The sequence below is a fragment of the Colwellia sp. MB3u-41 genome (genome assembly GCF_014076845.1).
Lineage (GTDB): Bacteria > Pseudomonadota > Gammaproteobacteria > Enterobacterales > Alteromonadaceae > Colwellia_A.
The window spans coordinates 1-14199 of record NZ_JACGUT010000084.1 but is presented as its reverse complement, the minus strand read 5'-3'; the positions used below and the strand labels follow the sequence as shown (position 1 = coordinate 14199).

Below are 14199 nucleotides of genomic sequence, written 5' to 3'. Positions count from 1 at the left end.
CAAAACGATCTGCATTTCATTCAATGTAAGCTAAAAAACTCAGGAGTTTCATGTCATTACTTATGATTGGTTGTGGTAAAATGGGCGGCTCATTATTGACTCGTTGGGCAACCTCTGCAAATCACACTATCACTATTATTAATCCTTCATTAGTCAAAGCGCCCCAAGGTGTTATCGTCAAGCAAGCGATTGACGAGTTGTCTGACCAGCGTTTCGACATTATCGTTATTGCGATTAAACCGCAGCTTATTGAACAAATATTACCCTTGTATCGTCGACACCTTGCTGATTCAGGTTGCATTATTTCGATTGCGGCGGGTTATTCAGTAGCTTCAATAGAAAAACTGATTGGTGAGCAGGCCGTTGTGCGAGTGATGCCAAACCTACCCGCTCAAATTGGCCGAAGCGTGAGTGGACTTTACGCAAATTCACGTTGCAGTGATGTTCAAATTGACAACGCTGTTGCGTTAACAGATGCGGTAGGTTATACCCATTTAGCCGCCACTGAAGACGAGCTAGACCGAGTAACTGCAGTTGCAGGAAGTGGGCCTGGTTATGCATTTGAAATAGCACGCTGCTGGATAGAGTCGGCGATAAAACTCGGATTTTCTCCCCAAACCGCTAGAGAGTTGGTGTTAAACACACTCGCTGGTTCAATGGAGTTGGCTTTAACCAATAAAGAAGATATCGAAAATTTACGTAATTCAGTGACCAGTAAAAATGGTACGACAGCTGCTGGGTTAAATGCGCTTATGCAAGATAAAAAATTAGAATCTTTGTTTGAGTCAACCGTTTCATCGGCTTATCAACGAGCAGTAGCCTTGCGCTAATTTTTACCTCGTCAGCAATGACGTGCTCGAACATTTATTGATGAATACTATAGCTATAAATTCTTTAAACTGAACTTTTACTATTGCTTTTGATATTAATATCAGCGATAAAAATAAAAGTCATATCATTCAATTAAGTCATTTGAATTTGATCAAACAGTTTAGTGTTAAATGAACAAGTAAAAGGAAGACATTAATGTCAAATACCCCTAAGAATATTTCTATCGAAACAATGATCACAACCCTTGGTAAACAAGCAAAAGCTGCTGCAAAAGTGCTTGCTTGTGCAACGACTGAACAAAAAAACAAAGCATTAACGATTGCCGCAAATGCGTTACGCGAAAATATGGGTGCATTACTTAAAGCTAACGCGCTTGATGTTTCAAGCGTTAAAAAAGCGGGCAAAGCCGACTCATTTGTAGACCGACTAGAGCTTAACCCAGAAAGAGTTGAAGGTATGGCTGTCGCGTTAGAAGACATTGCCAAATTAGCCGATCCTGTGGGTCGAGTATTAGCCGAATTTGACCGTCCAAATGGTCTTAAAATAACTCGTGTGGCAACACCTATTGGCGTTATTGGAATGATTTATGAATCACGTCCTAATGTTGGCGCAGATGCTGGCGCGTTATGTCTTAAATCAGGTAACACAGTAATTTTACGTGGTGGCTCCGAAAGCCTAAATTCCACACGTATTATTGTTGAGTGTATGGCAACAGGTTTACGTGCAGCAGGCTTACCGGCTAACTGTATACAATTGGTTGACACCGATGATCGTTCTGCCGTTGCCGCTTTACTGCGCTGTGCTGATTATGTTGATTTAGTTATTCCTCGAGGTGGTCGTGGTTTAGTTGAGCTGGTAAGAAACGAGGCTCAAGTACCAACATTGTTGCATTTAGATGGCAATAACCATATTTATGTGGATAAAGATGCCGACGTGGCAAAAGCATTAAGCATTATTAAAAATGCTAAATTACGTAGAACCGGTGTCTGTGGTGCCACTGAAAGTTTAGTGTTAGACCAAGCAATAGCGACAGAATTTTTACCACAACTCGTTGATACATTAGAGGGGTGTGAAATTCGTGGCGATATTGCCGCTCAAGCCTGTGATCCTCGTATTAATGCCGCGACTGATGTAGATTGGGATACTGAATACCTTGACGCCATTATATCGGTTAAAATAGTACAGAGCCTAGATGAGGCACTTAATTTTATTGAAGAGCATTCATCTAAACACACCGATGCTATTATCACCGAGAATGACAATACTGCGGAAACTTTTATGCGCTCTGTTGATTCTGCAGTAGTGATGCATAACGCTTCAACTCAGTTTGCTGATGGTGGGGAATTTGGCATGGGCGCTGAAATTGGTATTGCTACTGGTAAAGTTCATGCACGTGGACCGGTTGGTTTAGAACAACTGACCATCTTTAAATATCGTGTCGCAGGTCAAGGGCAAACTCGCCCTTAAGCGCTTTTGTACTGAACACTACAGCGAATAAAAGTGCAGTTTGCATTAGTTAAAACTGTATTTAGTTAACACTTTTTTTGCTGATAATAATAGGCCTCTGACATAGTGTTAGGGGCTCACTATTTAGATTGAGATTAGACCCCCTTCACGCGTACACCACTCGTAAACCTTTCGTTTACAAATGTAGTTGGCTGATAAATTGTAGATAAGTTGTATACGTAATGATTAGGATCAGATATATAATAATACATACTCGTCTGATATTTATTAAATATTGTCGTAAACCCATGATTTAAAAATTAAAAAACTCAAACCTTTTATAACCCTATAGGTGTTAAAGATGTGCTAATTGCTGGTGTAAAAATCGCTGATATTTTTGATATATCCGATAATGCTCTCCACAGCATCCCTGATAATTAGCTGGTAGAAATCATCGATTTAAATGGCCCTTACCTAGTGCCAGGTTTCATTGACAGTCATGCTCATATTACCGGTAGCAAAGCAGGTTTTTCAACACAGATTCCACCGGTTTCTCTTTCAAAATTAACCCAAGTGGGTGTGACAACCGTTGTTGGACTTTTAGGCACAGATATCTATCGCAAATACCTGAGATAATGTTAATAATCACTTTTCAATCCATGTGTGTCGATGTTCCAAACTGGCACCCGTATCCTTGCCTACACCACACAAAAAAGCCTTACGTACCGTACCACTGCAAATGTGATAATAGGTGTATCCAATAAACTAATTTGTTGTGAGCGAGTCTTATACATAACAATCACCCGGCTGAATAAAGATAACTTAAGTCTAGTGTAGTGAAAAAAATGCATCAGTTATTATGGCTGGCCTATTAAGAAGAAGTGCCTTGTTAAAATAATTACCCAGTAACTATACTAGTTAACTTACTCCTTTAGTCAGATTAGCAAAGAGATTAATAATTTAAAGTATTTTAAAAAGACTAAAACAGCAGCTTCTGTTTTGAAAAGTCGATTGTGTTAGGTTTCATCGTTTGATTGCTTTGCGCTTTCCAGTAAATAAGGAGCAAGAGCGCTTTTAAAATCGAGTGTCGCACCTAACTTATTGGCTAGCAATATCATACCAGTAATTTTTCGATTGACTAATGCAACTTCAAATATCGGAGATGCTATCGCTGTTTTATCGGTAATTAATGGCATACTAACCTCTCTAATTCGCTTAATCAGTTGCTGTTTTTTTAAGTTGTAGCCCGTATTACTTTGTAAGCAATAACTAGCTTAAAAACAAGTCTTTAGCACCGTATCTATTGCAGTATCACTCATATTATTGTCAACTAAACCAAGCGAATACAGCGCTAAACGCATGTCGTTATTATCTTGACACTGCATAGCATCAGCCATAGCAAGATAATGTACTGAAGTATGTTGAGAAAGCTGCCGGCAAGCTCCAAAATCAAGTAACACTATTTTTTGTGTGTCGCTCTGATACAAGAAATTAGCAAAGTTGGGGTCACTTTGCATAAGTTTATGCGTAAATAGCTCTTGATAAGTTAAATCCATTAATTGGCTACAGACTAAATCCACAATACCAGCACTCATCGTACTAATATCAGTGATGGGAGAACCTTCGATATATTCCATCGTCAGTATATTTTCATCCGTTAGCTCGTCAACAACAAAGGGCACAATAAAGCGAGGGTCGTTAGACAGCTTTTTACGATAAGTGTTAAGAAATTCCGCCTCCTGCAAATAATTAGCTTCAGCTTTAAGCTGGGCTTTTGCTTCAGCAAGCACGCTAGTCAAATCAATATGTTTAGGTAAAACACCACTGAGTTTTAGTAAATTCATGACGTTATCAATATCACTGTCAATGCTTTCTCTAACACCCGGGTACTGGACCTTAATCGCCAACTGACGACCATCCTTTAGTGTTGCCCGATGAACCTGACCGATACTTGCCGATGCGATGGGGGTAAATGAAAAAGAACTAAATTGTTGATGCCAATCTTTAGACCAAGACGCAACCAAGGTTTTCAGTAGTTGCGCCTTAGGCATAGGATCAGCTTCTTGGCGCAATCGTGAAAGAATAGGTTCCCATTCGATAGGCAGTAATTCACCGGCATCCATGGAGAGTAGTTGACCAAGTTTCATCGCTGCGCCACGCATATGTGCTAAACGCTTGGTGATAGATATAGCGTTGTCGATATTACGTAAGGACTCAGTTAATGATGGACGCTGACCACTGAGCATTTGTTTTGTCGCACCTTTAACAATATTGCCGGCAACCGCTGAGGCCAAACCACCCAATTTAGCGAGACGAGCAATTCTTCCAGAAGGTACTTTCCGCTCTTTACGTTTTTCTGTCATCGCAAAATGGCTTCGTTGGGCATGTTAACTATTACCTTAGTGGTGTTTAATCTAACCTCCCTGCTATTTATAGCAAGCGTTGAGGGACAAGAATAAGATTAAGATTAACAAAGATTAAGCCAACAACCAATGACATTAGAATCAAAAAAGACAGGTTACTTCAACACGTTCAATTACTACCTTATTTATAGGTATTCATATATTTCGAAGACTAAAATGAGATGTAAGTTAAAGAACATAGAAAGCCCTTAAGTTCCCTGTAGCTTACTCTATAAAATTATTTGGAATTGCACAGATTGATATGAAAGGATTTTAGAAAACTGCTTGCTTCCATTAACGAAAACAAGCAGTTACTAAAATTTGTGAGCTAACACTATAAGTCAGCTCTTGGTATGGAATTAAGGCTATGATTTAATTGCATTTAATAACTTAGCGCATTTATAAAGATAACAGATTTGTACTTCGATCTCGCCTTCAGAACGAGATAGTACTAACCGTCACTATTGCACACTGCTGACCTGATTTAGTCCTCAAAACTAGGTAAGTTTATGTTCACTAATATACGAATATAGTCCTTTTGGTCTGAATAAACCTATAATTAGGGTGTTCAGATCATGTGCCTATTTCATACGAATATTGATACGATATCATTTTGATGGTCACCGCTTTACTTTCGATGTCATAGGTACGCCCTAGCTTTAAAACGAATACTCAGGGCTTGCTTAAACTACTTATTATATTGCTTTCGAAGAGTTTGGGAACACATGTATATATGAAACAAGAGATTGGCATGACTTCACATTTAAGTAAGACTAACTACAAGGTATTTGTTGGTATTGATTGAGCAAATGACAAATACGATATTTACATTTAGGATCCACTCACAGGTAAACGTAAGTTTCTGTTATTAAGCATGAAGTAAATGAAATTGATAAATGGGTGAAAGGGCTTCATAAAAGATTTGGTTCACCTATTGCCGTTGAGTTAAGAAGAGGGCCTATCGTTTATGCCCTACAGCAATATGATTTTCTTGTAATTGTTCCAATAAACCCAACAACACTTGCAAAATACCGAACAGCTTTTAAAACCAGTAAAGCTAAAAATGCTCCCACTGATGCTGAGTTTGCATTAGAGCTTATGCTTCGTTACCCAAATCATTTTCCTCCTGTAAACCAGTAAAGCATCAACATGCGTAAACTGTTTTTTTTAGTGGAGCATAGGAGAAAGGTAGTAGATGATAAACAACGAGTGGTTAATCAGATGATTAATGCAATCAAACAGGATTATCCTCAGGCGAATGAATGGTTTTGCAAAAAAGACACACATATTTTTTGTGCTTTTATTACTTGATGACCAACCATTCAACAAGCTACAAAGCCCATAAATCTACCTTAACAAAGTTTTTCAATGATCATGGTATTCATAACACTGCCATTGTTGATAATCGACTGTCACTGATAAAAAAAACCAATCCTCTCGCGGATGACAAAGCCATAATTGACAGTCATTCAATGTTAGTGGTTTCCTATGTTGAACGCATTGTCAACTCAATGAAGTGCATTCAAGAGTATAATAAAGCGATAACAGAACTAATGAAAAAACTTCCTGTCGCTCCTATTTTCAATAGTTTACCTGGCGCAGGTGCTGCCTTGTCCTCGCGGTTACTTGCTGCATTCGAAGAGCAGAGAGATAGGTTTAAATCAGCCAACTAAGTGCAACAATACGCAGGTATTGCGCCTATAACAGAAAGAAGTGGCTAAAAGTCTTGGGTTCATTGGCGCTGGCAATACTCAACATTTTTACGACAAAAATTTATAAAATGGGCAAGTCATTCTCGCCTAAAATATTACTGGGCTAATTTGTATTATCTACAACAAAGAGAGAGAAGTAGTTCTCACCAAGCAGCTCTTCAAACACTAGCATTCAAATGGATTAGGATTGTGTAGAAGTGCTGGCAAGATGCAAAACCTTATAATAACTCACTATATTTACGGGTTTTAAAATATAGGGGTTCTCCATTGATTTCAGGTTAAATTTAACTTGATATCAGGCTCAGGGCGGGAAGTAAGTTAGAAACTATAAATCATACCGTACCACCAATTATGGGAAATTATGAGTTATAACGCCACATTAAGAGGAAAATAATAGTTGGCTAAAATAAGCGACGAATGCGCAAATAATCAACTGTTATTTGTCCTGCTTGAATGGCTATTAAGTATTGGCTTACCTAAATACTGACTCACACCACATAAGACAATTATCGTAGCTATAAGCTTGTTAGGCCATTAATGGCTCTTTACACGAGCGACAATTAAGCCCTGATTGTTTAATTTGATGAGCATGAAACTTGTTAATACGATTATATTACCAAATATAAATGCAAAGAGAATGATTAAATAAAGCCACACCCAATCTTCAGGTAACAAATCCCAGACACTAACAACAAAATAATTTGCGAAAATTAATAAAATAAAGACAGTACTATAAATCCAATCATTCCTTTTGAAACGCTCCTCAAACTCTTTACGCCTTTTAATAAAGTCCTGTTTACGCATACTACTCCTAAAACACACAGATACAGTGACTCCCCAAGAGGCACGAGCCTCTGAACGTGGGTTAGTTTTACAAACCAGAGCTATAAAATATGTGTCAACATTATCAAACAGGGGCTAGCATAATAAAACACAACATACTTTTTATTGGCTTAGATACCCATAAAACATCCACGGATGTCGCATATATCCAAGACCAGCGTGGCGCTAAATCAACACATCTTGGTAAAATATTCAGTAATAAAGCCGCTTTTAAATAACTAGCGTGACAATTACAATCAAAATACCCAGATGCCACACTTAATTTTGTTTACGAAACAGATCCTTGTCGCTATTGGATTTACCGTTTACTGACCAGATTTAATCATTGCTGTTATGGTATCGCTCCTTCGCTTTCCCCTAAAAAAACCAGGAGAGAAAATAAAAATCGATAAGCGTGATGCCCTTAACCTCGCTAAATTACTTAAATCTCAAGACTTACCCCCTATCTATGTCCCTGAGCCCAAAGATGAAACCGTTCGCGATTTATCACACGCCCGTAAAACCAGCATCAAAGATTTAAAAGATGCAAAATACCAACTAAAAGCTTTGCTGTTACGAACAACATCAACAGCAAAGTAAAAGATAACTGGTCATTACAGCACTTACCTTGGCAGGGATGAATTAGTACGACCTCATCCCTGCCAAGGTAAGTGTTTTACAAGAAGCCGTTTCAACTATTACCGAAAGGTTAAAACATTTAAAACGTTGGATTATGAATTAACCCATCAAATGAAGCGTTGGCGGTTTTATCCGGTAGTCAAAGCGATACAGGTTATGCGTGGGGATAGATTATTAGTCGCAACTGGCGTTATTGCTCAATTAGGCGATTTATCACGGTTCGACCACCCCAGAAAATTAATGAGCTACCTTGGTCTGATACCAAGTGAACATTCAAGTGGTGCAAAAAATCACTTAGGGGCTATGACCAAATGCGGTAATAGCCATACAAGACGACTACTGGTCAAAAGTGCACATTCGTACAAACAAAACGTCAATGTATCAAAAGAAATGTGACTTAGGCAGGAAGGCTTAAACAAAGAAATTGTTGGTATGCTATGGCAGCACAAATGAGGTTATGCAGACGATACAATCGTTTGATGTAAAAGGCAAACACCGTGATGTCGTCACGGCTATTGCTAAAGAAATGAACGCTTATATTGGGGCTATTTCTCGAAAGGTCGTACTACCAAAAATTGACGTAAATCTTCGACTATCAATAGTGCCCACATGAGTCATTTTATAAGAAAAAGTGTTGAGTTAGCGCATGGGTTCAAGCATCGGGTGTGGCACAATCACCGACGGTGTTGGAACGGCAATAACCTAATGGTTATTGAACCAAAAACGTAGACTGAAGACAGGTGCCACAACGAAATGAGTAAGGTAGACCCTGCTAATTAACAAGTTAGTGATCCACAAATATCGGCATGATAAACGACGAAATTACTTGTTTCATTCTATGCGTTAACTCACTCAATTAAAAAAGTGAATAAAAGGTCCTTAAATTAATGAACAAGGATCAGTGTATTTAACTTAACGTGAAAAGTCATACCAAAGCCCCATTAAGAAGCTTTTAATTGTTGGCTAAAATGTAAAGTGAAGCGGAATCTAGCCAACTGTCATTTGTTAAATATCATTAGCATGTGGGGTCTTTATATAACTTATTATTCCATATCAACAGGTTAACATTCAACAAGTGTAACTTAGGCTAGGTCAATGATGCAGACGATCTCTTCATGCTACTGATACACAGTTCTAATGAAATAATTTTTATAAATTACGGATGTTTAACTTGCAGCCACTGCAAAAAATAATTATACAACGAAAACTAATTTGCCTTATGATAAAGATAAGCACAAAGAAATAATATCAATGCTAAAATATGTGGCTAAACCTTTTTTCCATTGACATCCTGTATGCATAAAGTTGAGAATGCAATTAAAGACGGTATGATGGATAGATTTGGTGAAGGCTCTCGGCTTGGTACATGAAGGAGAGGTAAGACAATTTCATTGAATTCCTTTTCAGTCAAATCGGTCGGTATGATATTCCAGATGGGCTTTTTCGGATTTTCAGCCATCAATACTATTGTCTATTATGAAAAATGGGTAGTTTATCTAAAAAACGTTATATAAAGGCCTTTAAGATAAATTCACTGCTCTGCAGAAACCCGCTATGAGTTGATAGTAATCTATTAAAATGAGTTGAAATTTGAGTTGATATTGCAGCCTAAAGAATTAATTAACCTCTACTTGCAAATGATTAGAGAATTTTGCCAGACAGTAAACGCAGTACTTTATTTGCCTGCACTAACTGAACATAGAAATAGTGAAATTCTTATTGAGTTAAATCCCAAACTTGCTATTTATCCATTATCCACCCCACAAGATGCACATCAGTTTATTCAAGTACAGGAAAATTTAAGATCAGAGAGAAATACGACCAATGAACTTTTTGTTAATGTAACTCCAAAAAACGATAATTATTTTAAAATATTTAGAATAGACCTAAACAAAGCCACTGAGATATCACTAAAAAATTCAGGTGATCTACAACTAAAAACAAACCCTATTAAAATAAAAAATTATTGTTGGTTAGGGCTACGTTATGAAAATAACGAACAACTTAATATGTTTTCTGAAAATCATCTACCAACAAGTCTATACAAAATGCTACTGGCTTTTGCTGGCTCCTTATCAACGTATTGTCAGCAATGGCAGTCAAGTCTTTTAGACCCGTTAACGCAATTATTTACTCGTAATGAGTTAAAAATACAAATAGCGAAATTACAAAAAAGGAAACAAAAATTTGTCGTTATCCTAATTAATCCTAATGACTTTAAACAAATCAATAAGCAATATGGACGTAAAGCTGGAGATAGTATTCTTATTGAAATAGCCAATAGGTTAAAAATTAGCTTTGCTGAACATACGCTTATAAGCCGTTATGGTGCAGCACAATTTGCTGTTGTGTTACCTTTTTTTGCCACGGAGAGGAATGACGATTTGGCACAATGCCAAAAATATACGGAACAATTAACAATAAATCTATCACAGGCTAACTTTTTAAATAACACCTGCTCAATTGCATTCAACTTTGGCCTGAGCCTTAATTTAAATACTATGTCAACAGATATAACATTGCAAACGTTACTGTTACGAGCAGAGCAAGCACTGGACGTTGCAAAACTTAAAGGTCAAAATATATCGGTAGTATGGCATAAAGCGCTTGTTAGCCAATGTAAAGAAAAAGTAGACAAATTACAGGGGATTTTTACCACCTCTGAAAGTAAAGATTATCGGAATATGTTGTTACTATGGGATGTCATGTCAATGGTCTCTGTGGCTACTGAGCAGAAAGTACTGGCAACAAATTTTATTGAAAGACTATTAGCTACTTTCGCTGTTAAAAATATTTACCTTTTCCTTGAGGCGTCAAATGACAACGCCGCTTTAATTATTGGGCGGCAAGCACAAAAACAAAGTAAAGTTGATTTGTTACCTTCACACAGCATTACGGAACCACAGCTAGCCTTAGTTGATAAATGTAGAAGTAAAATATCCAATGTCGAAATCGTATTTGACGAAAATAATCAAAGTTCACCATTATACGCATATGCTTTTCCATTCATTGCTCAGGGTAGCTATATAGGTTGTTTATATGTCGATGGTTCCGAAGACAGTTTATTGATTAATATTGGTGAAGTTTTACTCTTAGATGCTTTAACCAGTCAGTTGAGTGCTGCTTTTGAGCGACTTTTTCTACAAACAACACTTAAGCGTAATCAAGAACTTGAACAGTTACGTCTGCAGCAAGAGTTAAAAGAGTTACGTTCGGCAATACAGTTTTCTAATCTGGTTTATTGCTCTATACAGATGGAAGCACTGGTCAATAAAATACAAAAAGTTGCGGTAACCGATGCGACAGTACTCATTGTTGGAGAAACAGGCACAGGGAAAGAATTACTCACTCATACGTTACATAAACTTAGCTCAAGAGCCGACAAACCTTTTGTGTTGATAGATTGTGGGGCGATTCCTGATGCTTTAATTGAAAGTGAGTTGTTCGGTCATGTAAAGGGAGCGTTTACAGGTGCGGAACAGCGGAATTTAGGGCGTATTATAGATGCCATTGGCGGTACCTTAGTGCTTGATGAAATCGGGGAAATACCACTAGATGTTCAAAGTAAGTTATTGCGCTTCGTTCAGGAAAAGCAAATAACCCCTATTGGTGGAGGTAAGACCCAAGTCCTTGATGTCAGAATTATAGCCGCGACCAATCGTAATTTAGCTAAAGAGGTTAGTGCAGGTCGATTTAGAGCCGATCTGTATTATCGACTCAATGCTGTTGAGATTCACGTGCCACCATTGCGAGAAAGATCGCAAGATATTTTATACTTGATCAAACATTTTATGACTAAGTTCAGTGTACAATATCATAAAGAAAAGTTGCAATTGAGCCCGTCAGCCGCCACAGCGGCATTATCTTATCATTGGCCTGGAAATGTACGAGAATTACAGCATAAAGTCATGCAGGCAGTAATTTTCAGTGAAGGAAATATACTATCTCCACATAACTTAGCGTTAGATATTGACGGCATTAATCCCCCAAAAACTCATCATAATTATGTGAATACTATGATTGATCAAAATATGGATACTTCTCATATTAAAGTCAGCAGTGAAAAAGGTAATATAATGACAGAGCAATTGAGTGATACAATTTCAATTCATACGCTATGGCAGCAACTTGAGCAGCAGCTCTCGCAGCAAATAAGTGCCATTACTGAAAATACTCCTATAGTGCCAATTCCGCTAGGTAGCTGGCTGAATGATGATCTGATTCTTATCGCGTATCAAGTTTCTAATCATATTTCGCGCCAAGCGGCATCATTACTTAGTATCCCTGAAAGTACTTTTCGTCGGAAATTACAAAAAGCAGAAAATAAAAAGCAAGCAGGCTTAGCGCCTCGTCCAAAAAATTGGTCTGAACTCACATCTTTACTGACGCAACTTATTAAACTTGATATCGATATGATTAAAAAGAGTAAGATACAATTACTGAGTCAAATAAAACTCAGAATCCCTGATAATGTTAGTTTAACAGCCCAGCTTATGGCGGTAAGTGAACCTACGTTACGAAAGTTAGTCTCAAGCTAGCAAATATCAATTAAAGCAAAAAAGTAATAATCATTAAAATTATGGCGCGCCGAATATTTAATTTTTGTGCGCCATTTTTTTTGTTTATAATTAAATTATGGCGCACCACGTTGTAAGTATTATTACTGCAAAACCTTAACCATATGATAATATTGATTTAAAATAAATTGGCGCAATCATTGCTGTTTATAAATCTTTTAACAAGTAATGTGCATTTTCTTTGGTACATTTCCTCAAATAAAACATGGTCAGTAACTAGGATGGTATTTATGACATTTAGCAGAAAACAAGCAATATTATTAATAGGGATTTTATCTCTTATCTTTACAACCGTTTTGTGGATGACAGCTAAAGCGCCAACACAAAGTTTTATCGTTCAAGGGAAAGATATCCAATCAGTTACCCGTTTAATTGAACGTGTCGGTGGCCAAATTACTCATACATTACCTATCATCAAAGCTATTGGAGTCAATCTTACAAAGCAACAAAGAAAAACCTTACAAGGCTATGCTAATATTCGCGCTATCTATCAAAATCGCACCATTGAAAATGATGATTTGAAAGGAGATGATTCTGGCGATTTAAATCCTGATTTAAATTATGCCGCAAGAGTTGAAGCAGATCGCCTTCATGACAGCAATATCAATGGCAGTGGAATTACGATTGCATTTATTGATACGGGGATTGATAAAAAGTTAAAAAATATAGCAGAAAATATCACCTCAGATATACGATTATTAGTGCAATTTGATGCGATCAAAAACGAGGTAGATAATGCTTCATCTGATCAAAGTGGCCATGGTAGTCATGTGGCGAGTATTGCTACTAGCAGCGAGCGGCAAAAAGATGAAGAAAACTACACAGGGATAGCACCAAATGCCAATATTGTCAGTGTAAAAGCATTTGATGATCAAGGTAAAGGTCGTTATTTAGATGTGATTAGAGCATTAGACTGGGTAGTTAGCAATAAGGATACTCACAATATTCGTGTATTAAATTTATCATTTAGTGCAGAACCACAATCATTGTATTGGGACGATCCAATTAACCAAGCCGTGATGGTTGCATGGCAGTCAGGTATTGTGGTTGTTGCTTCTGCTGGAAATAGAGGGCCAGAAGCCATGACAATCGGCGTGCCTGGTAATGTACCTTATATCATCACGGTTGGGGCAATGAGCAATAATAAAACCAGCTTGATCACTGATGATATTCTTACCGGATTTTCTTCATCAGGGCCAACCATTGAGGGGTTTGTTAAACCAGAGATTGTTGCGCCAGGTTCTCGTTTATTAGGCTTAATGAAAGAAGAAACAGTAATAGGTAAAGCGCATGACGATTTCTTTTCTAGTAAAAATCATTTTGCGATGTCAGGCACTTCGCAAGCAACAGCAGTAGTAACAGGTGCTATTGCGTTAATATTACAACAAGATCCCTCATTAACACCGGACATGATTAAATGTAAATTAATGGCAACAGCACAACCTGCGTTATCATCTGAAGGAAAGTTAGCCTATAGTATATTTCAACAAGGGGCAGGAATGATTAATGCTTATGAAGCTGCCTATAGTACCAAAACAGATTGTGCAAATAGTATGCTTGATATTGAGATGGATATTCAAGGAGAGCAGCATTATGCTGGGCCAGCTCGACGCGACCAAGCGGGTAACTACTACATTGAAGGCACTAATGAGTATACCTGGGATGGTGGTTACGCCTCTGAAAGTGGTTATATGTGGCGAGATGGTTATATGTGGCGTGATGGTTAAATGTGTGCTGATAGTTATATGTGTGTTGATGGGTACGATGTGC

General features: G+C 37.7%; 10 protein-coding genes and 1 pseudogene. 8 read left to right on the top strand and 3 right to left on the bottom strand.

Translation table 11 applies throughout. From position 1 onward, the window contains the following. Positions 1–50 precede the first annotated feature (50 nt). The 3 genes from H4J73_RS16800 (at position 51) to H4J73_RS16790 (ending at position 2913) form a co-directional block, all read left to right on the top strand. Complete coding sequence (locus tag H4J73_RS16800; protein WP_182179249.1) at positions 51–830, top strand: pyrroline-5-carboxylate reductase; 780 nt, start codon at positions 51–53, stop codon at positions 828–830. Positions 831–1026: 196 nt separating this feature from the next. Beyond that, positions 1027–2298: a glutamate-5-semialdehyde dehydrogenase gene (locus H4J73_RS16795; RefSeq protein ID WP_182179247.1), complete on the top strand. Its 1272-nt coding sequence runs from the start codon at positions 1027–1029 to the stop codon at positions 2296–2298. A gap of 420 nt (positions 2299–2718) precedes the next feature. Next, positions 2719–2913 (top strand): amidohydrolase family protein, encoded by a 195-nt coding sequence (locus tag H4J73_RS16790; RefSeq protein WP_182223401.1) that lies wholly within the window; start codon positions 2719–2721, stop codon positions 2911–2913. Between the two features lie 380 nt (positions 2914–3293). Here the strand turns inward: H4J73_RS16790 and H4J73_RS20680 are convergent, their stop codons facing one another. Together H4J73_RS20680 and H4J73_RS16785 are read right to left on the bottom strand one after the other, a co-directional pair. Continuing rightward, positions 3294–3473: a hypothetical protein gene (locus tag H4J73_RS20680; protein ID WP_259367950.1), complete on the bottom strand. Its 180-nt coding sequence runs from the start codon at positions 3471–3473 to the stop codon at positions 3294–3296. A gap of 78 nt (positions 3474–3551) precedes the next feature. Continuing rightward, a complete protein-coding gene (locus H4J73_RS16785; RefSeq protein ID WP_259367949.1) occupies positions 3552–4640 on the bottom strand; it encodes an AarF/ABC1/UbiB kinase family protein in 1089 nt (362 codons plus the stop codon). 939 nt (positions 4641–5579) lie between these two features. On the opposite strand from H4J73_RS16785, the gene H4J73_RS16780 reads away from it, so the two are divergent. Next, positions 5580–5819, top strand: coding sequence for a hypothetical protein (locus H4J73_RS16780; protein WP_182172735.1), 240 nt, complete (start codon positions 5580–5582; stop codon positions 5817–5819). 128 nt (positions 5820–5947) lie between these two features. Then, positions 5948–6352, top strand: coding sequence for a hypothetical protein (locus H4J73_RS16775; protein ID WP_182172738.1), 405 nt, complete (start codon positions 5948–5950; stop codon positions 6350–6352). 573 nt (positions 6353–6925) lie between these two features. On the opposite strand, the gene H4J73_RS16770 is transcribed toward H4J73_RS16775, so the two are convergent. Next, on the bottom strand, positions 6926–7195 hold the full coding sequence (locus H4J73_RS16770; RefSeq protein ID WP_182172741.1) for a hypothetical protein: 270 nt from the start codon (positions 7193–7195) through the stop codon (positions 6926–6928). A 119-nt stretch (positions 7196–7314) separates the two neighbouring features. On the opposite strand from H4J73_RS16770, the pseudogene H4J73_RS16765 reads away from it, so the two are divergent. The 3 genes and pseudogenes from H4J73_RS16765 to H4J73_RS16755 all read left to right on the top strand — a co-directional run bounded on the left by H4J73_RS16765 (position 7315) and on the right by H4J73_RS16755 (position 14156). Continuing rightward, positions 7315–8465, top strand: a pseudogene (locus tag H4J73_RS16765) (IS110 family transposase). A gap of 1066 nt (positions 8466–9531) precedes the next feature. Beyond that, a complete protein-coding gene (locus tag H4J73_RS16760; protein ID WP_182179243.1) occupies positions 9532–12390 on the top strand; it encodes a sigma 54-interacting transcriptional regulator in 2859 nt (952 codons plus the stop codon). Positions 12391–12659: 269 nt separating this feature from the next. Further along, positions 12660–14156 (top strand): S8 family peptidase, encoded by a 1497-nt coding sequence (locus H4J73_RS16755; RefSeq protein ID WP_182250274.1) that lies wholly within the window; start codon positions 12660–12662, stop codon positions 14154–14156. The last annotated feature ends 43 nt before the right edge of the window (positions 14157–14199 follow it).

Coding starts and splice junctions, on each gene's coding strand:
- H4J73_RS16800 (WP_182179249.1), top strand. CDS start 51: ATGTCATTACTTATGATTGGTTGTGGTAAAATGGGCGGCTCATTATTG.
- H4J73_RS16795 (WP_182179247.1), top strand. CDS start 1,027: ATGTCAAATACCCCTAAGAATATTTCTATCGAAACAATGATCACAACC.
- H4J73_RS20680 (WP_259367950.1), bottom strand. CDS start 3,473: ATGCCATTAATTACCGATAAAACAGCGATAGCATCTCCGATATTTGAA.
- H4J73_RS16785 (WP_259367949.1), bottom strand. CDS start 4,640: ATGACAGAAAAACGTAAAGAGCGGAAAGTACCTTCTGGAAGAATTGCT.
- H4J73_RS16770 (WP_182172741.1), bottom strand. CDS start 7,195: ATGCGTAAACAGGACTTTATTAAAAGGCGTAAAGAGTTTGAGGAGCGT.
- H4J73_RS16755 (WP_182250274.1), top strand. CDS start 12,660: ATGACATTTAGCAGAAAACAAGCAATATTATTAATAGGGATTTTATCT.